We start from the raw sequence: 20,946 nt of genomic DNA, 5'->3' as shown, positions 1-20,946 counted from the left end.
ATTGCTCACCCCGACTTCGCTACGCTCGCCGACCCTCTCTTCGCCTTTGGCGGAAAGAGGGTGACCCAGCGAAGCGTCGGTCAAGCGGGTCCAGTACCAAACTATAATAACGTTACCAAATCGGTCAACTTACTGATCGTTGCCACCTGGTCTTCATTAACTACACCAAAACCGTAATCTGCGAAAATAAAAGGCACGCCGGCTTTGGTAGCAGCTGTATAATCACCCATAGTATCGCCTATGTAAACCGGCGTTTGTAAATTATGGTCTTTTATAATGTCAAGAATATTTTCTGATTTAGGCTGACTTTTTGTGCCGTAGCATTGATGGCCCTGAAAATAATGCTCAAACCCGCTGATCTTGAAAAAAACCTCGATGTACCCGCTCTGGCAATTGCTTACAATAAACAGCTTGTATTTTTGCGACAGGTATTGCAGCGCTTCTTCTAAACCGGCATACAACTCCCCTCCTTTTTCGTAAAGTATTTCCAGCTCATATTTGCCGGCCAGGGCTTTAAATTCTTCGCGCTGCGTTTCATCAAGGTAAGGCAGCAGGGTCTCAAAAATAGCCTTATAAGTCATCCCGGTGATGGAATGGATCATGGGCTGTGTAAAATCTTCTTTTATATAATCAACCTGGTTTTTTGCGGCCTGCCATGCCAAAACTACATTGGCAGAGCTATCCCAAAGTGTACCATCCAGATCAAAAATTATGCTGTCGTATTTGCTTTTTAGTGAAGTATCCATCGGGCGGCAAAAATAGGGTTTATTTTTTTGGTCGAGCGTTAAGACTAATCTAAATCCCAAAGAAAATCGCTTTTAATAATTCTTTCGGTTAACCCTCTTTTCCGCTTGCGAAAGAGAGGGTGACCGAGCAAAGCGACGGTCGGGTGAGTCCTGACGAAGCGAATTACAACTGCACATTGGCTATTACTCACCCCGACTACGCTACGCTTGTCGACCCTCTCTTCGCCTTCGGCGGAAAGAGGGTAATGTTCAACTACTTTAAGCGCTCAAAGAACTTAATTAACGGCTAACAATCACCACCGCTGTCTGTGTTAATTCTTTCTCGCGGGTGGCTTTATTTAAAAATGCCGGTTTTAAGCGGCTTACCCAATACCGTTGAAATGTTTGTAATTGCCTGACCTTATAACCTTTTCCTTCAAGATCTTTAACCTTATCCGCGGCGGCGTATAACATAAATGTGCTTTGCGGGTAATCTTTATCGCTGCCTGCCGTAATTATAGGTCCATTGATATAAAAATTTGTGGCCGACACAAACTCGTCGCTCATTTGCACTACAGGGAGTTTTGCATGGTTATTTTGATTGATCCACATGGCTGCTTCGCTGCCCGCTTGGTAATGCAATAGCGAGGTATAAAATACGGTATTCAGGTAAATATTGATAAGAAACGAAACTAACAACGTCCGCAAAAATGTTTTGGCAATGGTATCTGAGGCAATCGCCTGCGGCAGAAAAAGCAAAGCCACGAGCAGGATCAATAAGCAAATGCCAATGGCTATGGTAAATGTTTCAGGCTGATAAAAATAGTGCAGCAGGCATACTATAACGATGAGTAATACAATAACAATTACTTGCGTTACCCGGATAGCCCTGATACTCTTTAAACCGGACACGTTGTACAAGTACTGCGCTGTTGTAATGGCGAAAAACGGGAACACAATATTCAGGTAATGCGGTAACTGGAATTTTGAGGCCGAGAACAGCAGGAAGGTCAATAATGCGCCCGAAACGCAATACCATTCGGTAACGTTTACCTGCTTGCTGCCTTTTTTGATAAATTGGTAAATGGCCGCAAACAGCAATAACGACCATGGCAAAAACGCCCATAGCGTGGTATGCACAAAAAACGTTGGGTCGCCGTGGCCTTTTATGGGGCCTGTATTAAAGAAACGCCCGAACTGGCTGTCCCAGAAAAAGAACCGGATGCCTGATACATTATGCCTGTCGAAGATCAGTTTCTCCGGATGCTGGTCAAACTGGTGGTTAAGACAATACAGTTCGGGGATAATAAAGATCAGCACCAAAATAACGGCTATCAGCCAGCGCAGGCTAAAAAGCTGTTTCCATTGCCGGGTAATGATCAGATGACCTGCAATGGCACCGCCGATTGGTATAAGCGCAAACATGCCCTTGGTCATGATAGCGCAAGCGGCAAACAGGCAGCCCCATAGTAACTGCCAATAATTATTGTTGATGTGTGCCTTATATAAATGGTAAACCGACGCTATGATAAGGCCAGTTAAATAAGGCTCGGCACGTACGTCATTATCAGATAATATGATATGTTGAGCGGTCAACAAGATCAACACCGCCCACAAACCTGTTTGTTTATTATACAGCGCTTTGCCAAACAGGTAAGTATAAAAAGCGCCCATCAGTAAAAACAGGATGCCCGGCAGCTTGTACGCCCAGGTTGTAAACCCGAAAAGTTTAAAGGAAAAAGCGGCTATCCAAAACGGGAAATGCGGCTTATCCAGCCAGTCGGCGCCATAGGCATACAGGTCTACATAATCATTACGCAATGCCATGGTTTTGGCGATGGAAGCATACAACGTACCATCGGGGCCGATGATGGGTACAAATAATCCGCTAAAGTTTACAATAACAGCTAAACCAATAAACAGGTAAAGCCATTTAACAGCAATCGCGGAATTTTGGTTATCCATATAAGCGGTAAAGGTAAGCAGAGTTTTGTTATCAGCGAAAAAGCTATTTTACAATCATTTGAAAGTCAATAAAATAAAGAAATTTCACAGCTAATCTTACTGACTTATTCTTTGTTTCATTTTGTTTCACCGATTTTTAACAAAAAACTGAATATCAATAACTTAATCAAAAGTCTTGTTTCATCTGTTTCATTTGTTTCACACTCGCGTGAAACAAAACATCACATAAAGCGTCCCCCATCTGGAGATAAAATAGCCAGTCTTTACCTATACCCCATTGCCTGCAGATCAAACAGCTCGGCGTAGATGCCGCCCTTTATCAGCAATTCTTCATGGCTGCCAATTTCTTTGAGTTCGCCTTTTTCTAATACCAGGATCCTGTCGGCCATCCGTACGGTACTGAAACGGTGCGAGATCAGGATAGCCGATTTCCCTTTGGTCAGGTCGGCAAAGCGCTGAAAAACCTCGTACTCTGCCCGTGCGTCAAGGGCCGATGTGGGTTCGTCCAGTATCAGCAATTGCGCGTCGCGCATATAAGCGCGTGCCAGGGCTACCTTCTGCCATTCGCCGCCCGATAGTTCAACACCATCGGCAAAACGTTTACCCAACTGTTGATTGTACCCGCCCGGAAGCTTAGCCGCCAGCAGATCGGCCAGGCTTTGCTTTGCCGATTGTTTAATGAGCGCGTCATTGTGTAACTGGTTGATGTTACCCGCCGCTATATTTTGCGCAAATGTCATTTGGTAGCGCAGGTAGTCCTGGAAGATAACGCCCACGTTTAAGCGCAGGTCGGTAAGGTCATATTCACGCAGATCTACGCCATCCAGCAAGATTCTGCCCTCGGTTGGGTCATATAGCCTTGATAAGAGTTTTACAAGTGTTGTCTTGCCTGCGCCGTTCTCGCCTACCAATGCCAGCTTTTCGCCGGGGTACAGCGTGAAATTAAGGTGACGGTTGGCCCAGCGTTCTGCATTTACATATTTGAAACCTACATCCTCAAAGACAAAGCCTTGCTGAATGACCTTAGGGAACGGTAATGGCTTTGCCGCCAATTTGATCTTTGGCCTGATCTCGAAGAAGTCAAAAAAGTCGCTCAGGTAGATTGCGCCCTGCGATACCGATGTGAACCGGGTTAGAATCCCTTCAAGCAACGACCGCAGCTGCCTGAACGAGCCTGCTAAAAAGGCCAGCTGACCAATACTAACCTTACCTTCAATAGCTCCGACAATGATAAATACATAGGCTGCGTAATAGCCCACACTGCCCAGCATAGCAAAGAAAGTACCCCACAACGAACGCTGTATAGACAGCCGTTTATTATCCTTATAAAACCTGGCTGACAGTTGTTTAAACCGGTCGATGATAAATCCCGACAGGTCAAATATTTTGATCTCTTTGGCGGTTTCGTCGCTGGCACCAAGGTAGCGCACATAGTCAAGTTCGCGACGCTCGGGGGTTTGGCCACGGGTAAGTAAATAACTGCGGTCGTTAAAGTATGATTCGCCCAGAAATGCCGGGATAATGGCAAACAAGAGCATAATGATAAGCCAGGGGTTAAAAGCCATTAAACCAGCAGCTAAAAATGCCATGGTGATGAGGTCCTGGATCTGGCTCATGATCTGCGATAGCAGGATGGTACGGCCTACCGTTTGCTGGCGTGCGCGTTCAAGCTTATCATAAAACACGGCATCTTCAAACTGGTCAAGGTCAAGCATTGCCGCGTGGCTCATTATCCTTACCGAAGTATGGTTGCTAAACAGGTCGCCAAGCAGGCTATCCATTAAGGTAATGGCGCGGCTAAGGCCATCCGTTAAAATAGCCAGCACAAACTCCAACCCTACCAATTGCCATAAATGATAGGTCTGCGCGGCGTGGTTGTGGCTCAATATAATTACATCGTCAATGATCAGCTTACCCACGTACAACAAGGCTACCGGCATAGCTGACCTGATAATGCGCAGTACAAAACTAACGATGGTCATTAACGGGCTGGTTTCCCAAACCAGTTTAAAAAACGCGGGTAAATTGCGCAGGGCCTGCAGCCGTTCCTTAAATGTTAATGATGATGTATTTGCCTTTTTAGGCGGATTATTATTCAAACTTGTTCTCCCTTATTAAGTAAAAATAAGGATTGCCCGCCGGATAAGCCGGACTAGGAGCTTTTTATGACATGAACAGGATAATTAGTCGGAGCTATTTCTTAACTGTATTTAACAACCTGTAACCAACCAGTTCTTCCCAGCGCGCGTTTGCCGGGCGATAGTAAACCAATAGCTGGTAATCGTTCTCGGTTTCAAAATGGGTACCCTCTATCGGGATATCATCCGGCTTGCCCGTACCACGGTCTGACCATACATATTCATAATCATACACCCCCTGCTTTAAAAACAGGTTGGTAAAGAAACGCCCTTTAACCGGGTCATAATCCAGTTTGCTATCAGCATCGGTTTTATAGTCGTTAAATTTCCCTACAATGTAGGCTGCGCCTTCCTTATCCGTTTTATTGGCAGCCAGGCTAAAATACATATGCGCGTAATCACCGTCGCGCCGCGGCTCGCTGCCTTCGGTGTTCAGGATAAAAAAGTTACCGTCGTTATCATACTGAAAAGAGTAACCAGGCTGGTTACGTAACGGGTCGCCTAACAGTACAACCGTGTTGGCGGTATCTCGGTAAATATGCCCTACCCGCTCAGAGTTTAATTTCAGGCTGCGGGTATCAAACCGCCTGAACTCGTTGCGACCCGGAAAGTCATTTATGCTGACATCATTATAAATCAGCTGTGTACCCCTGATACTGGTGGGCGTATTACTCCAGATGCCGGTTTCGCTTCGGGCATTTTGCAGCAGCAGCACCCGGATATCCGCATTTGGGTTCTGCACATTCAAGCCCGAATAATTTACCTGGAAATTGATCTTCTGATTGGTTTGCTTTAGCGATGGGTCATTTGACGAAACGATGTCGGCAGACACCCCTACCCGGTTGCTTAACACATACAGCCGGCGGGTAAGTATGATCTTTGATTTGTCGCCGTCCTCATAAACTTTAAGAATGTAGTTGCCCGGGATTTTGGGCGCTATGATGTCATTTGGCAGTTTGAGCTCGTAGTGGGTATATTTTTGCAGCGTATTGGTCGAGTAGGTATAATCTGTCAGCCTGTCTTCCTGGAAACCTTTTAAGTATTCGGCTGCCGATATGTTCGACAAGTTCCATTTGCTGTCGCAATGTTCAATACTGTAATAGTAATTGATACTGCCGCCGCGCAGGTCGTCAAAAGTCAGCAGCACCTGCTCGCCCGACTGTAAAGTAATTACCGGGAAAGAAGCCTGCTTCTTAGTATTATAAAACTCGATGGTTTTGATATGTGGATTGTAAACGCTGTCTGCATAGGGTTGAGCAGCGCATTTAAAAGTGACGAATACAAAAAGAATAAGGAGACACTTTTTCATACCACAATAATAGCGAAAAAAGAGAGCCAAAGCATAGGGCTGATCCCTCTGCGATTAAGCGCAAAGACACTTGATTTATATCATTTCGAATAATCCTTCTGCAAGATCAAAAAGCTGGCCCGTTCTTCTTTGTGGAACGGCACATTCCAATTGCCCTGGTAACTTACTTTGGCGGGAAGTAACTCGTTATTATAAGGGATCAATTCAATGTTCATCTTTACATCAAAGTCGAACAAAAAATTATTGTATTTCATGTCGACATAGCGGCCCAAAATCTTAAAAGTGCGCATATCAAAAATGGTGGTCAGCTCTTTTATCATGACATCACCATCTGCAGCGCTTGGCTTTTTTATCACTTTAAAGCGGTAAACGGGTATAGAGTCGAGGTATTTACCCCGGGCAAATTCGTAGTTGTAAAATTGCCGCATGTCGGGGCCAAAGATCTCTGTTTTACCACTCAGAAAAGGAATCCCCGTAACCTTACGTCCTGGTGAAAAGATGAGCGTTTTCAGCTTATCCTTGTATGAACCATTTTTGCCCACGCCTGCCAACGGATCATTTGCAGAAAAATCAGAATTGTAGGCATTGTTAAAAATGTAATCAAACATCTCCACAGTGTAAAGCTCATACTTGCCGTTGCGCTTGTACACATTACCTTTGTCCTGCTTTACTAGGTATTCGGTTTTATGCTTGCCGTTAACTATGGTATGCTTTACAACACGGTGGATCTCGCCGTCCGTCTTATTATTTTTATCGTAAGTGTAGATGCTGTTTTCGGCAGTGAAGCCGTAGCGCTTCATATTGCGGAAAGCCTTGTAAAAACCGGTATCGGCAATTACGGCATCAATAAAATCTTGCGCATTTAACCGGTGCGAGCGGATATTAACCGGTGAATCGATCACCACTGTCAATATAGTATCCGGGTTAAAACGGTGCTGTTGCGCTTTTAAGCTAAAAGCAGAAAGCAAAAGGCAAAAAGCGATGAGGGATTTTTTGATCATATCAAATTATAGGTTGTCATGCTGAGGAACGAAGCATCTGCACAGCGGCGATTGCAAAGTTTACAGATTCTTCGCTATCGCTCAGAATGACAAGTCTGGAATAATTAATTCCCTAACTGCTTAACCGCCAAGTACGCCATTAAACCAATGCTTTGCTCAAGCGCGGTTTCTTCAATATCAAAGGTTGGCGTATGTACTGCCGATGTTATACCACGGCTTTCATTGCGGATCCCCATGCGATAAAAACAAGCATCAGCCACCTGCGAATAATAAGCAAAATCTTCTGCTGCCATCCAGATATCCAGGTCGACCACATTTTCTTTGCCCAGGTAATCTTCGGCGTGGCTGCGGGTAGCGTCGGTAAGCTTAGGCTCGTTGATCAGGAACGGGTAGCCCTTCATGATATTGAACTCGCAACTGCCGCCCATACTTTCGGCAATGCCTTCGGCCATTTTTTTCATTTTAATGTGGGCATCAGCGCGCCAGGTTTCGTTCATCGCCCTAAAGGTACCTTCCAGCTTAACTTCGTTAGGTATAACGTTGGTAGCGCCGTTTGCTATCACCTTACCAAATGATAATACAGTAGGATTTTTAGGATCCGCAAAGCGGCTTACAATTTGCTGCAGAGCGATCAATATATGCGCGGTAATAATTACCGGGTCGACATTTTGTTGTGGCTGAGCGCCGTGACCACCCTTACCTTTTACAGTAACATATAACTCATCCGTAGATGCCATGTATTTGCCTGCGCGGAAACCAAATTTACCGGCATCTATCAAAGGCATCACGTGCTGCCCAAGTACAGCATCTGGTTTTGGATTTTCAAGGACACCTTCTTTTATCATCAGGCTCGCACCACCCGGCAAACGCTCTTCTGCAGGCTGAAAGATCAGTTTAACCGTGCCGCCAAACTCACTTTTCAGTTCGGTCAGGATTTTGGCAGTACCTAACAGTGACGAGGTATGTACATCATGTCCGCAGGCATGCATTACCCCTTCGTTTTGTGATTTATAGGGTACATCGTTAGCCTCGGTGATAGGCAACGCATCCATATCGGCACGCAGGGCAACAACTTTATCAGATGCCTTCTCGCCTTTTATCAGGGCTACCAGACCATTATCGGCCATGCGTTCCCAGCCAATACCCAGTTCATCCAGTTTCTTGGCCACAAATGCAGATGTTTCTACCTCATGGAAAGAAAGCTCGGGGTGCGAATGGATATGACGGCGGTTAGCTACCACATTACTATAAATATTTTTAGAAAGTTGCTGTATCTTCTGTTTAATCATTTCCTGTTGATGTTTTAGGGATTTATTTTACCCTCGATGATAAAGAGGCTGATAAACTTCCCCTTTAATTCCTGCATTAATTTTTCGGCTTCAAGCCTTGTCTTGAAATCCCCTGCACGTACCTTAAAATTAGGTTCGCTGTACGATATATAGGTGCGTGTATCCGGGTATAAGTTGGTAAACTTTTCCTGGGCGCTGTAAGCGTCCTTGCGGTTTGTTCCGTTGTAGATCTGCACCCGGTAACCGTTGTTGGAAACCTGATAGTTGGCAGCCGTAGTACCATTCACCTTTAAGCCGGCACGCCTTGCCGCCAGTGTATCTATCCGCGGATCTTTTATCACCTCGACCGTGCCGCGGGTTTGTGCATGCACCGCCACCGGGATAAAAATAATTATAAAAAAAATGCACCCGGCTATATTGCTAAAAATTGCTTTATAATCGGGTGCGTGTTTCATGCTTCTAAATTGTCTAAACCTTGATTCGCTTGATTTCAGGATTACCCTGAACATGGTCAAGGTAATTAGTTAATCCTTTAATCAAGGTCCAAGAATTTTACGCCTGGCCTATGCCATGGCAGCTTTTATATTTTTTACCGCTACCGCAAGGGCAAGGGTCGTTTCTGCCTATTTTTTGTTCTACACGGATAGGCGTTGGTTTTTGCTGTTCGCGCGTATCCTCAAACTCAGGTAAGCCCTGTCCACCATCGCCAACAAGTTCCGGTTTTGAGGTACGCATTTTACGCATATCCGTTTTAGGCTGCGGCCTTGCTTCCTGCACCTCTTCGGGTGCTTGCTGAGCTGCAATACCGCCACGGAACAAGAAACTCACCATCTCTTTATTAACCGTAGCCAACATCGAGCGGAACAGGTTAAATGCCTCGAACTTATAAACCAATAACGGATCTTTTTGTTCGTAAACCGCGTTTTGTACAGATTGTTTTAACTCATCCATCTCGCGCAGGTGCTCTTTCCAGGCATCATCTATCAGGGCAAGGGTAACATTTTTTTCGAAAGATTTAATTACCTCAATGCCATTATTTTCAACCGCCTTTTTAAGCGGAACGGCTACCTGTATCGCATGTACGCCATCAGTAAACGGCACTACTATGTTTTCGATGACGTTACCGCGTGTATTATAAACATCCTGCAAAACAGGGAACGCCTGCTGTGCAATAGCTTCTGATTTACGTTTGTAAAACTCGGTCACTTCAGCAAACGTTTTATCAACCAGCGGATTTATTTGCGTGCCTGTAAATTCTTCCTGCGAAATCTCTACATCGACGGAAAACAAACGGATGATCTCTAAACGGAAACCTTCATAATTATTTTGTTCTTTATACTCGGTCACTACGTCTTCAACCACGTCAAATACGGTGTTGTTCAAATCAACGTCTAAACGCTCACCAAACAACGCGTTTTTACGTTTGGTATAAACAACAGTACGCTGTGAGTTCATTACGTCATCATATTCCAACAGACGTTTACGGGTACCAAAGTTGTTTTCTTCTACCTTTTTCTGTGCACGCTCAATCGAGTTCGAGATCATAGAATGCTGTATCACTTCGCCCTCTTCAATACCCATCTTCACCATCAGGTTTGAGATCCTTTCCGATCCGAATAAACGCATCAGGTTATCCTCTAACGATACAAAGAATTGAGATGATCCCGGGTCGCCCTGACGGCCTGCACGACCACGCAACTGCCTGTCAACACGGCGAGACTCATGACGCTCTGTACCTACAATGGCTAAACCGCCTGCTTCTTTCACTCCGGCGCCTAATTTAATATCCGTACCACGGCCGGCCATGTTGGTAGCTATAGTTACCGTACCGGTTTGGCCCGCTTCGGCTACTATGTCCGCCTCTTTCTGGTGCATTTTGGCGTTAAGTACGTTATGTTTTATACCACGCAGTTTCAGCATCCGGCTTAATAATTCCGAGATCTCAACCGAAGTGGTACCTACCAGCACCGGGCGGCCTGCCTGGGTTAGTTTTACTATCTCGTCGGCAACGGCATTATATTTCTCACGTACGGTACGGTAAACCAGATCTTCTTTGTCAGAACGGCTGGTTGGGGTATTGGTTGGTATCTCAACCACATCCAGTTTATAGATCTCCCAGAACTCACCTGCTTCTGTTACTGCAGTACCCGTCATACCGCAAAGCTTGTGGTACATACGGAAATAATTTTGAAGCGTAATGGTAGCAAAGGTTTGCGACGCATCTTCAACTTTTACGTTCTCTTTAGCCTCAATAGCCTGGTGCAATCCGTCAGAGTAACGACGGCCATCCAACACACGGCCTGTTTGCTCGTCAACTATTTTTACTTTGCCTTCGTCAACAATGTATTCGGTATCTTTTTCAAATAAAGTGTAAGCCTTTAATAATTGGTTAACTGAGTGGATGCGCTCAGATTTGATGGAGAAATCGCGCATCAGCTCATCTTTCCTGGCGATTTTTTCTTCTGCAGGCAGATCTGATTTTTCAATTTCGGCAATTTCAGTACCTACGTCAGGCATCACAAAGAAATGAGGATCCTCGCCAGATGCAGTGATCAACTCGATACCTTTTTCTGCCAGCTCAACCGAATTTTGTTTTTCGTCTATCACGAAGTAAAGCTCGGCATCTACCTTATGCATTTCCTTGTTCTGGTCTTGCATATAATAGTTTTCAGACTTTAACAAAGTCTGCCTGTTGCCGCCTTCACTTAAATATTTTATAAGCGCCTTGCTTTTTGGCAAACCCCTAAAGGCACGTAATAAGGCCATACCACCTTCTTCAGGGCCGGTTTTGCCTTCGGCGATAGCTTTTTTAGCCTCGTTTAAAACACCGTTTATATAAGATTTTTGAGCATTAACCAAACGCTCGATACGTGGCTTTAATTCATAAAACTCATGTTCGTCTCCACGAGGTATCGGGCCCGAAATAATTAAAGGTGTACGCGCGTCGTCAATTAAAACCGAGTCAACCTCATCCACCATGGCATAATGCAGCTTGCGTTGTACCAATTCTTCAGGGCTGCGTGTCATATTGTCACGCAGGTAGTCAAAACCAAATTCGTTATTGGTACCAAAGGTAATATCGGCCAGGTAAGCGGCACGGCGTTCTTCGCCGTTTGGCTCATGTTTATCAATACAATCAACCGATAAGCCGTGGAACTCATACAATGGTCCCATCCACTCCGAGTCACGACGTGCCAGGTAGTCATTCACGGTTACAATATGTACACCCTGACCGGCAATAGCATTTAAGTAAGCAGGCAGCGTAGCCACCAATGTCTTACCCTCGCCTGTTGCCATCTCAGAGATCTTACCCTGGTGCAATACGATACCGCCTATCAGCTGTACATCATAATGTACCATGTTCCAGGTAACTTCATTACCTGCAGCAAGCCATTTGTTATGGTGAATAGCCTTATCGCCTTTGATGATAACGTTGCTCTTTTTAGCGGCAAGCGTACGGTCAAAATCAGTAGCGGTAACTTCAATAGTTGGGTTGTTGGTAAACCTGCGAGCAGTTTCCTTTACTACCGCGAAAGCCTCTGGCAATAAGTTTAACAGGATCACTTCCAGTTCCTTATCCCTGTCTTTTTGTAATTTATCAAGCTGAGTATAAAGTTCAACCTTTTCGTGAACATCCATATCCGGATTGCTCTCGGTTTGATCTTTTATAGCCTGTATATCTTCATCAATCTGAGCTAAGCCTTGTTTGATGGTTTCTTTAAATGTTAACGTCCTGGCCCTAAGCTCGTCGTTAGTTATCTGGTCAAGTTTGGCAAACTCTGCTTTTACTTTTTCAACCAAAGGCATAATTGCCTTTACATCCCGTTCTGATTTGCTTCCGAAAAGCTTACTTATAAAATTTAACATAAATTATAATTGATACGTCACAGCAAACTCAATAATTACGCCATTGTAATTTTAAGGTCATTATGGCAGGCAAAGGTACGTTTTTGAGCCGAAAGGGAGAAGGAGAAAAGGTTAAAGATTGTTAAGTAAGAACCTATTTAGCGTAATAAATCTGTCGCTCGGTTATACTTTCGAATTTGCCATCAACATATTCTTTTTTGAGAAGCCAATTATGGTTATTGTCCACTTTAGGGTAGTTGTACTGCCGGATATACGTTCCTATAAGCGCTTTAATGTTATTGTAGGTTCCACGGTGAATCATATATTCGTCTTTGATTATATTTTGGTTATCATCATAAGTAAAGTATGTTTTTGAAGGTAGGATACCTAAATTCCCTTCAGCGTCGTCCAGCTCAACAAGATTACCTTTGATATTATAGTTATAATTGTGCCTGCGTATCATCTGTAAAGTTCCGATATAGAAACTACTGTCTTTGAGTGGCTTTCCTGATTGGTCAAGGTCAATTGCCTCTACAAAATCAGTCGGAGAATCGGGCTTGGTTTTACCGGTCCAATGACGATCAACTTTAACCCATTGATAATTCGGTGTATAAGTATAAAATATCATTGAACCCGGGTTAAGCGTACCGGTTCTATTGTCTTTTTCATCGATTTGTTTTTGCTGTATATAACCCCTTTCATCATAGGTATAAAAAGTAACTGATGTAAAGTAGCTATCCATAGAATGTTCAGTGGATTTTATTACCTGGCCCTTAGCATTAAAGATATAGACAAACCTATCAAAAAAGCGCCTGCCTGTTGTATCGTTATCGTTAAATTCATACTTGGTTTCAACCACACTGTCTATTTTGCCTTTAGGTCTAGAATCCCAATATGAGTCGCCAATAAATTGGCCAAATACAGTTGCTGAAGAAACTGATAAAACAAAGATCAGTAATAATTGGCGTATCATAAGTTTATTAATCTAATTTGTAAACAATTAAAGATTGGTTATTTATAATAGGTGATGCGCCGTTCTTGTTTATTCCATAAATAATCTTCTTTATTCAACAAATAATCTTCAAAATCTTCAGTGATCAATCTGTAAATCTTTTTCTCCAACCAGTTGCCCGCTTTATCAAAGTGGGTGTAGAAGTATTTAAAAGTTTGGCTTAGGGTATCTTCTGTGTTTGGGATATCCGCTGTTATAATATTACCATTTGCATCATTTACGTAATATTTTTCGTTTTTTACATGATATCGGGGAGGCAAAACCATAGTTTGCTTTGTTAAATATCCATTTTTATCATATTCATAAAACCAGTTTTGGTTATCGCCTATTGGATTAAAGCTTTCTTCAATCAATTGAAATGCTTCATTTAATTTATATATGTGCTCAACTGTAGAACCATTATGCCAATCAAATTTAGCTATATAACCAGCCCCCTCCTTTACAAAATGCCAAATGGTTGAGTCTGTTTGATGTTTGGGTGATGCGCTTGGAAAGTAAGATACCCTGAAGTTTACACTTTTTAATAAAAGACCTTTTTTATCATAATAATAAAATGTCCTGGTAGTATCACGAACCATCCCAAACTCATAAATTGTATTACGATATTCATAAAATTCGACTAACTGCCTTTTTTTGTCAAAAATTTCCACAGTTTTATTTTGGTCAGACAAGGTAGTTATGACAGAATCTATTTTTCCTTTGGGTTTGGAACCTGCATAAACTTTATAGGAGAATTGAGCAACAGCATTTATAGTGGTTGAAGTTAGCAACAGAATAACGAAGAAAAATGAGTTTGATAATTGACGGATCATATTGTTGGTTATTTGTAATAGGTAATCTGCCGTTCAGTAACACTATGAAAATGACCGTTAAGAAACAGATTTTTTATCAGCCAGTTATGATGCTTGTCATATTTTGTATAGGTAAAGGTGATGTGCTCATTACCGCGCTGGTCTTTTAGCCATATGTAGTTCGTTTCTGCCAAGTCATTATTTTGATTGTACTTGTTAAACCTTTGCGATGTTTTTGAACCATTCAAATCATATTCTACCTCTTCAACCCGTAAACCTTTCGCGTTGTATTTATAAACTGTTTTTTCATATTGGTATTTAACGTCCGGCGCAAAACCTTCATTGTAATGATATTTTTCAAGTATCCGGCCGGATGCATCTATCTTATAACTTTCTGAATTTGTGTATGAACGTTTTCCGTCCAGAAAGTATCCTTTAAGTGTGACAAGCTTTTTGTTGGCCGAGTAACTATAAGCGTTTTTGAATTCCGCATTGCCGTTTTCGTCGTAAGATAACACTTCCGTTAAGTTACCAGCTTTGTCGTATTTAGGAATGAAGCAATACTTTTTATTTGTATCAGCGCCCCGTACAGCACTCGTTGTAAAACCTTTAATCTCCTGACCTTTACTATTGAATATAAGGCTATCAAATGAAACTTTATATCTGGCTGAAGTATCATACCTAAGGTGGTTATATTGTGTTGTTACGCATAATTGTACCTTGCCGTGTAAATTAAGTCTATGGTTCAAACCGTTAATAAACTGGGCATGAGAAACCGAACTGACCAATAGCAATATGATTATTAAAAAGGGTTTTAATGATTGGCGCTTCATATTGCTAGTTATTTATGATAAACTATACGCCGCTCAAACACATAAATCAATTTCCCATCCACATACATATCTTCCTCTAACCAGTTATGTGATTTATCAAATTTAGGATACGTATAAACCTCGATACTGGGTTCAGGATCTCCTGATCTGCGTACTTGTATCATATTATTGTCCTGATCATATGTATAAAAAATTTGTTGTGTGCGTGTGGTATGAGTATAGCTGGCAGTATACTTTGTCAAAAAACCATTTTGGTTGTATTCATAATTGATCTTTCTAAATGGTTTTGCGTTGTACGCAGTATCTCTATACTCAACACTTTCTTCTATATCGCCCCGGGCATTTAGTTTTATTTTTGTTATACCAGACAGTTTATTATCCGGTAAATTGTATTGTTTTAAAATCCCTGCTGTTTTATCATCGGCATAAGTAAAAATGTCTTTTGAAATTGGCTTTGACTTACGATAAAACATTTTTTCAAAACCCCCTTTTTTGTTGTAATTGTAAGCTGTTATTAAAGGTCTTTTCATAACTTCAGCGGTATCAGGGTCAGCGTTGAACATATAGTCAACTTTTTTTATGATCTCATTATGCTTATTATAATATTCAACAATTTTAGCACTAAGTTGCTTTTTTGCTGTACTGTCTTTATAAGAAATAAAGACAATGTTAGTTACACATGAGTCGACTCTTCCTTTAAGCCTTGAATCTTTATATGTTTTATTAGTTATCCAGGGGTCAACCTGGCAAAAGCAGTTTGTAAATACCGTTGTTAAAATAGCGGTAATAAACAACGATTTTAATATTTGGTTGATCATGGGAATTGACAGGTTTAAATTGGTAATGTGAATTTATAAAATATTACAACCTATCACCAAATAATTATCTTTGCCCGCATGAATATCCTGATCCTCGGTTCAGGCGGAAGGGAAAGCGCCTTCGCCTGGAAACTGGCCCAAAGCCCAAAATGCGACAAACTTTTTATTGCTCCCGGTAATGCGGGTACCGGCCAGTACGGCACCAATATAAACATAGGCGTTAATGATTTTGAAGGCATTAAACAAGCCGTACTAAGCAATAACATTGACCTGGTATTGGTAGGCCCTGAAGAACCGCTGGTTAGGGGTGTTCATGATTTCTTTTTGAACGACGAGCAATTAAAAAATATCCCGGTTATCGGTCCGCAACGCGAAGGCGCGCAGTTAGAAGGCAGCAAGGATTTCTCTAAACAATTCATGACCCGCCATCATATCCCGGCGGCGGCATCACAAACTTTTACTGCCGACACCTTGCAGGAGGGTTTAGCCTACCTGCCAACCATAGGCTTACCCATTGTTTTAAAAGCCGATGGCCTGGCAGCCGGTAAAGGTGTACTGATCTGCCCTACTTTGGCCGAAGCCGAGCAAGAACTGAAAGAAATGCTTACCGAAGCGAAATTTGGCGCGGCGAGCTCAAAAGTAGTGATCGAAAAATTTTTGAGCGGTATCGAGCTATCCGTATTCGTACTAACCGATGGTGACAATTATAAAATATTACCATCAGCTAAAGACTATAAACGCATTGGCGAGGGCGATACCGGTTTAAATACCGGAGGCATGGGTTCCGTTTCGCCGGTGCCATTTGCTGATGCCGCGTTTATAAAAAAGGTTGAGGACAGGATCATAATCCCGACCATTAACGGATTGAAACAGGAAGGCATCCCCTACAAAGGGTTTATCTTCATCGGGCTAATGAATGTTGGCGGCGACCCATACATGATAGAATATAACTGCCGCATGGGCGACCCTGAAACCGAAAGCGTATTACCACGCATTGAGGCCGACCTGGTTGACCTGCTGTTAGGTGTAGCCAATGGCAACTTAAATCAAGTTGACTTTGCCGTGTCTGACAAAGTTGCCGCGACTGTCGTTTGCGTAGCAGGCGGCTACCCGGGCGAGTATTTAAAAAACAAAGCCATAAGCGGTATTGAAAACGTTCGTGGTTCGCATGTATTCCAGGCTGGTACTACCCAAAGCGGCGAGGATATTTTAGCTACAGGCGGCCGTGTACTCATGGTTACTGCCCTGCGCGATAATATGTTCGACGCCCTGCAACAAGCCACTGCCGATGCCAGTCGGATCTATTATGATGGCTGTTATTTTAGGAAAGATATTGGGTTTGATTTGATATAAATTGTCTCCTTTTGTCATGCTGAGGAACGAAGCATCTGCCGCGCGGTGCATGCAAAGTTTGCAGATTCTTCGCTATCGCTCAGAATAACAATTAAACAATAAAGGCTTTGCAAATGCAAAGCCTTTATTGTTTGGTAACTATACAACTGCTTTTCTTTTTCGCCGGTATAATATTACTGCGTACCAAATTATAGCGGCAGCTATTATAAACACCCATAGGTTTAACAGTTCAATCACTATTCCAGAAAAAAGCGACCAGCCTTGTGAGAAGGCTAAACCTGCCCTGGTGCTAATTGGCGTTTTGTAATTGCTCAAATCGTCGTTAGCTACCGTTTCTGCGTGTATGGTGTTGCTTTGATATAGGTTCAAGGTGATGGTGCTGTATTCAACGGCATCGTCAGTTTTTAAATTACTGATCTTTTTATCGACGATATCATCCTTTAAAGCCAGTATAGAGTCGGCACCGCCTTGGGTAAGTTTTATATTTTTCCGTAAGGTTACTGAGGCTTGCCTGTTCTCGGCTTTTAATTTTGTTGACAGGTAATCGATAGATCGGTCCTCAATATCCATTTGCCGCTGATCTACATAAGTACCAAAATGGTTAAGCGAGTCCATAAAAGGCTCAATATATGCCGTCGGGATCTTGATCACCAGGTCGGCATCGGTATTATATACGGTTAGCTTTTTAATGGAATCGTTACTTAATTGCAGATCCTGGTTACTTACCACATTGGCTTTCATGGTGTGGTGCATTACTATACCGCCGCATAGCTGTGTAAGCTTCGAGACCTGCTCGGCTACTTGTTGTACATTTTTCACTTTGATGCGCATATCGGCTGTTTTTACCAGCTTTGCGCTTCCTGTGTTCACACTGTCGGTTGTGGCGTAATCGCTCCGGCCCTTGCACGCGCCGAACAATACAATGCCGGCCAGCATCATTAATGATTTTGCTTTCATAGGTTTAAAGATTTTAAAATAGGTTTAACTATCCCTTTTTACCGGCCGGTTTTACCAGGACTAATGTTGTTTTTAATTTAATACTGGATATGAGTAAAAAGTAACCCAATGTAACGTCAATATTAATTAGTTGGATTAAAAACGAAGCATCTATCGAGAGGCAATTGCAATGTCCACAGATTCTTCGCTATCGCTCAGAATGACAAAAGGTTTAAAAACAAAAAGGCTTCCCGGTTTGGGAAGCCTTTTAATTATGTTATTCAACTCCCCCTTCAGGGGGTTGGTGGGATTATCCTGCTAACGCTGCAGCGCCGCTCACTATCTCGGTAAGCTCGGTAGTGATGGCTGCCTGGCGGGCCTGGTTGTATGAAAGTTTCAGGGCTTTCAACAGATCTCCTGCGTTTTCTGTCGCTTTATCCATGGCTGTCATACGTGCACCATGCTCAGATGCTACAGAATCTAACACCGCGCGATACAACTGAATTTTGATGTTCTTTGGTATCAGTTCGGCAATGATCTCTTCTTTAGAAGGCTCAAGGATATAATCAACCTGCGCAGCTGGTGCCGCATTTTTATCTTTAGCAACCTCTTCTTTTTTCTCTTCGGATTTTGGTACCGGTATCAATTGCTCAGTGAGCAGGTATTGTACTGCCGCGTTTCTGAAATGGTTGTAAACTATCTCAACACGATCATACTGCCCTTTTAAAAAGCCGTCCATGATACTTTCGGTGATCTTTGAAGCATTGGCGAAATTCAGCTCGTTATACAATTCGGTATTGTTGCCAATAACGTTGTATTTACGGCGCTCATAAAACTCCTGCGCTTTTTTACCTACCGCTACTATAGAAACGTTACCTGCTTTTAACTGGTCGCTGTATTTCTCAGCGATCAGGTTATTAGCTGTTTTTATAACGTTAGTATTGAAAGCACCTGCAAGGCCACGGTTTGATGAAACAACCACAACCAATACACGCACCGGCTCGCGCTGTTGTAAAAAAGGTGATGAACCATCCTCTAAACTTGCAGACAAGTTTGACAATAATTCCTTCAGCTTATTTGCATAAGGGCGTAATTGTACAATAGCATTGGTAGCACGTTTCAGCTTAGCCGCCGAAACCATTTTCATAGCCTTGGTGATCTGCTGCGTTGATGATACCGACGATATCCTGTTTCTTACTTCTTTTAAATTAGCCATTTTTTGAGATTTGAGATTTGAGATTTGAGATTTGAGATTTCGCTCATTTCATCAAATACAATCCCGGGTTTCTTTGTATCTCTATAAGATGTGAGTATTTATCTCAATACTCACATCTCATGTCTCACATCTAATTAGTTATAATTCGCTGACAGTTCTTTAGCAACTGTTTCAAGCACGCTTGTTAAAGAGTCATCAAATTTACCTGCTTTTAAGCCTGCAAGTACTTCCGGGTGACGTTGCTCTAACTGGGTTGTAAACTCGCTTTCAAACTCACGGATCCTGTTTACAGGTACATTACGCATTAAGTTTTTAGTACCTAAGTAAATAATAGCAACTTGTTTTTCAACAGTTACCGGCGAGTATTGGCCTTGTTTAAGGATCTCTACGTTACGGGCACCTTTATCTAATACGGTTTTGGTTGAAGCATCTAAGTCTGAACCAAATTTTGAGAAAGCCTCCAGCTCGCGGTATTGAGCCTGGTCAAGTTTTAAAGTACCTGCTACTTTCTTCATTGATTTGATCTGCGCGTTACCACCCACACGTGATACCGAGATACCTACGTTAATAGCCGGACGAACACCTGCGTTAAACAAGTTAGACTCCAGGAAGATCTGACCATCGGTAATTGAAATTACGTTGGTTGGGATGTAAGCCGATACGTCACCTGCTTGTGTTTCGATAATAGGCAATGCAGTTAATGAACCACCACCTTTTACGATACCACGGATAGACTCAGGCAAATCATTCATCGCTTGTGCGATTGAATCATTGGCGTTGATCTTAGCGGCACGCTCTAATAAACGGCTGTGCAGGTAAAATACGTCACCAGGATAAGCCTCACGGCCCGGTGGACGACGTAATAATAGAGACACCTCACGGTAAGCTACCGCTTGTTTTGACAAGTCATCATAAACGATCAATGCAGGGCGTCCGGTATCGCGGAAGTACTCGCCGATAGCAGCACCTGCAAACGGAGCAAAGAACTGCATGGTAGCAGAGTCTGACGCGTTAGCCGCAACAATGATTGAGTATGGCATAGCGCCTTTTTCTTCTAACGCGCGAACGATGTTTGCAACGGTTGAAGCTTTCTGGCCGCAAGCCACATATATACAGATAACCGGTTTGCCGGCATCATAAAATTCTTTTTGATTGATAATGGTATCGATACAAACGGCAGTTTTACCGGTTTGACGATCGCCGATAACCAGCTCACGTTGTCCGCGGCCGATAGGGATCATCGCGTCGATAGCTTTAATACCGGTTTGTAAAGGCTCGGTTACCGGCTGGCGGTAAATTACACCCGGCGCTTTACGCTCTAAAGGCATCTCGTAGGTTTGACCGGCAATTGGGCCTTTACCGTCAATCGGGTTACCCAAAGTGTCAACCACACGACCTAACATACCTTCGCCTACTTTAATAGAGGCAATTTTGTTGGTACGTTTTACAGTATCGCCTTCTTTAATTTCGTCAGACTGGCCCAATAATACAACACCTACGTTATCTTCTTCCAAGTTCAACACGATGCCTTGCAGCCCGTTGTCAAACTCAACCAACTCACCTGATTGTACTTTTGTTAAACCATAAACGCGTGCAATACCGTCACCCACCTGGAGTACGGTACCAACTTCTTCTAATTCAGATTCTGACTTGAAACCCGCCAACTGCTGACGCAAAATTGCCGATACTTCATCTGGTCTTACCTCTACCATAG

The 20,946-nt window shown here is 42.9% G+C and carries 16 protein-coding genes; 1 reads left to right on the top strand and 15 read right to left on the bottom strand.

Annotation, left to right across the window (positions count from 1 at the left end):
- Window positions 1-101: 101 nt before the first annotated feature.
- The 12 genes from FO440_RS19525 to FO440_RS19470 all read right to left on the bottom strand — a co-directional run bounded on the left by FO440_RS19525 (window position 102) and on the right by FO440_RS19470 (window position 15,727).
- Entirely contained in the window at window positions 102-746 is a 645-nt protein-coding gene (locus tag FO440_RS19525) for an HAD family hydrolase (protein WP_144249978.1), read from the bottom strand.
- Window positions 747-1,025: 279 nt separating this feature from the next.
- Window positions 1,026-2,690, bottom strand: coding sequence for an ArnT family glycosyltransferase (locus tag FO440_RS19520; protein WP_144249977.1), 1,665 nt, complete (start codon window positions 2,688-2,690; stop codon window positions 1,026-1,028).
- A gap of 263 nt (window positions 2,691-2,953) precedes the next feature.
- Window positions 2,954-4,789, bottom strand: coding sequence for an ABC transporter ATP-binding protein (locus FO440_RS19515; protein WP_246104277.1), 1,836 nt, complete (start codon window positions 4,787-4,789; stop codon window positions 2,954-2,956).
- A gap of 94 nt (window positions 4,790-4,883) precedes the next feature.
- Window positions 4,884-6,137, bottom strand: coding sequence for a type IX secretion system plug protein (locus FO440_RS19510; protein ID WP_144249976.1), 1,254 nt, complete (start codon window positions 6,135-6,137; stop codon window positions 4,884-4,886).
- Window positions 6,138-6,217: 80 nt separating this feature from the next.
- Window positions 6,218-7,138, bottom strand: a complete 921-nt coding sequence (locus tag FO440_RS19505) for a hypothetical protein (RefSeq protein ID WP_144249975.1) — start codon at window positions 7,136-7,138, stop codon at window positions 6,218-6,220.
- A gap of 104 nt (window positions 7,139-7,242) precedes the next feature.
- Complete coding sequence (locus FO440_RS19500; RefSeq protein ID WP_144249974.1) at window positions 7,243-8,427, bottom strand: M20 metallopeptidase family protein; 1,185 nt, start codon at window positions 8,425-8,427, stop codon at window positions 7,243-7,245.
- Between the two features lie 14 nt (window positions 8,428-8,441).
- Entirely contained in the window at window positions 8,442-8,882 is a 441-nt protein-coding gene (locus FO440_RS19495; RefSeq protein ID WP_144249973.1) for an SPOR domain-containing protein, read from the bottom strand.
- 97 nt (window positions 8,883-8,979) lie between these two features.
- A complete protein-coding gene (secA, locus tag FO440_RS19490) occupies window positions 8,980-12,294 on the bottom strand; it encodes a preprotein translocase subunit SecA (protein ID WP_144249972.1) in 3,315 nt (1,104 codons plus the stop codon).
- A gap of 133 nt (window positions 12,295-12,427) precedes the next feature.
- Window positions 12,428-13,246, bottom strand: coding sequence for a hypothetical protein (locus FO440_RS19485; RefSeq protein ID WP_144249971.1), 819 nt, complete (start codon window positions 13,244-13,246; stop codon window positions 12,428-12,430).
- 38 nt (window positions 13,247-13,284) lie between these two features.
- On the bottom strand, window positions 13,285-14,097 hold the full coding sequence (locus tag FO440_RS19480; protein ID WP_144249970.1) for a hypothetical protein: 813 nt from the start codon (window positions 14,095-14,097) through the stop codon (window positions 13,285-13,287).
- A gap of 8 nt (window positions 14,098-14,105) precedes the next feature.
- Entirely contained in the window at window positions 14,106-14,594 is a 489-nt protein-coding gene (locus FO440_RS19475; RefSeq protein ID WP_144249969.1) for a hypothetical protein, read from the bottom strand.
- Between the two features lie 323 nt (window positions 14,595-14,917).
- On the bottom strand, window positions 14,918-15,727 hold the full coding sequence (locus FO440_RS19470; RefSeq protein WP_144249968.1) for a hypothetical protein: 810 nt from the start codon (window positions 15,725-15,727) through the stop codon (window positions 14,918-14,920).
- 78 nt (window positions 15,728-15,805) lie between these two features.
- On the opposite strand from FO440_RS19470, the gene purD reads away from it, so the two are divergent.
- Window positions 15,806-17,080 (top strand): phosphoribosylamine--glycine ligase, encoded by a 1,275-nt coding sequence (gene purD, locus FO440_RS19465; protein ID WP_144249967.1) that lies wholly within the window; start codon window positions 15,806-15,808, stop codon window positions 17,078-17,080.
- Window positions 17,081-17,218: 138 nt separating this feature from the next.
- Here purD and FO440_RS19460 read toward each other — a convergent pair whose 3' ends face one another.
- The 3 genes from FO440_RS19460 to atpA all read right to left on the bottom strand — a co-directional run bounded on the left by FO440_RS19460 (window position 17,219) and on the right by atpA (window position 20,944).
- Window positions 17,219-18,037, bottom strand: a complete 819-nt coding sequence (locus FO440_RS19460; RefSeq protein WP_144249966.1) for a DUF4349 domain-containing protein — start codon at window positions 18,035-18,037, stop codon at window positions 17,219-17,221.
- A gap of 289 nt (window positions 18,038-18,326) precedes the next feature.
- On the bottom strand, window positions 18,327-19,232 hold the full coding sequence (gene atpG / locus FO440_RS19455) for an ATP synthase F1 subunit gamma (RefSeq protein WP_144249965.1): 906 nt from the start codon (window positions 19,230-19,232) through the stop codon (window positions 18,327-18,329).
- A gap of 134 nt (window positions 19,233-19,366) precedes the next feature.
- A complete protein-coding gene (gene atpA, locus FO440_RS19450; protein ID WP_144249964.1) occupies window positions 19,367-20,944 on the bottom strand; it encodes a F0F1 ATP synthase subunit alpha in 1,578 nt (525 codons plus the stop codon).
- Window positions 20,945-20,946 lie beyond the last annotated feature (2 nt).

Source organism: Mucilaginibacter corticis (assembly GCF_007558865.1).
Classification (GTDB): Bacteria; Bacteroidota; Bacteroidia; order Sphingobacteriales; family Sphingobacteriaceae; genus Mucilaginibacter; species Mucilaginibacter corticis.
This window is presented reverse-complemented; position numbering and strand designations above follow the sequence as displayed.

What these genes read in the sequence shown, in the direction of transcription:
- FO440_RS19525 (WP_144249978.1), bottom strand. Translation starts at nt 746, where the DNA reads ATGGATACTTCACTAAAAAGCAAATACGACAGCATAATTTTTGATCTG.
- FO440_RS19505 (WP_144249975.1), bottom strand. Translation starts at nt 7,138, where the DNA reads ATGATCAAAAAATCCCTCATCGCTTTTTGCCTTTTGCTTTCTGCTTTT.
- atpA (WP_144249964.1), bottom strand. Translation starts at nt 20,944, where the DNA reads ATGGTAGAGGTAAGACCAGATGAAGTATCGGCAATTTTGCGTCAGCAG.
- FO440_RS19495 (WP_144249973.1), bottom strand. Translation starts at nt 8,882, where the DNA reads ATGAAACACGCACCCGATTATAAAGCAATTTTTAGCAATATAGCCGGG.
- purD (WP_144249967.1), top strand. Translation starts at nt 15,806, where the DNA reads ATGAATATCCTGATCCTCGGTTCAGGCGGAAGGGAAAGCGCCTTCGCC.
- FO440_RS19500 (WP_144249974.1), bottom strand. Translation starts at nt 8,427, where the DNA reads ATGATTAAACAGAAGATACAGCAACTTTCTAAAAATATTTATAGTAAT.
- FO440_RS19510 (WP_144249976.1), bottom strand. Translation starts at nt 6,137, where the DNA reads ATGAAAAAGTGTCTCCTTATTCTTTTTGTATTCGTCACTTTTAAATGC.
- FO440_RS19480 (WP_144249970.1), bottom strand. Translation starts at nt 14,097, where the DNA reads ATGATCCGTCAATTATCAAACTCATTTTTCTTCGTTATTCTGTTGCTA.
- FO440_RS19460 (WP_144249966.1), bottom strand. Translation starts at nt 18,037, where the DNA reads ATGAAAGCAAAATCATTAATGATGCTGGCCGGCATTGTATTGTTCGGC.
- secA (WP_144249972.1), bottom strand. Translation starts at nt 12,294, where the DNA reads ATGTTAAATTTTATAAGTAAGCTTTTCGGAAGCAAATCAGAACGGGAT.
- FO440_RS19485 (WP_144249971.1), bottom strand. Translation starts at nt 13,246, where the DNA reads ATGATACGCCAATTATTACTGATCTTTGTTTTATCAGTTTCTTCAGCA.
- atpG (WP_144249965.1), bottom strand. Translation starts at nt 19,232, where the DNA reads ATGGCTAATTTAAAAGAAGTAAGAAACAGGATATCGTCGGTATCATCA.
- FO440_RS19470 (WP_144249968.1), bottom strand. Translation starts at nt 15,727, where the DNA reads ATGATCAACCAAATATTAAAATCGTTGTTTATTACCGCTATTTTAACA.
- FO440_RS19520 (WP_144249977.1), bottom strand. Translation starts at nt 2,690, where the DNA reads ATGGATAACCAAAATTCCGCGATTGCTGTTAAATGGCTTTACCTGTTT.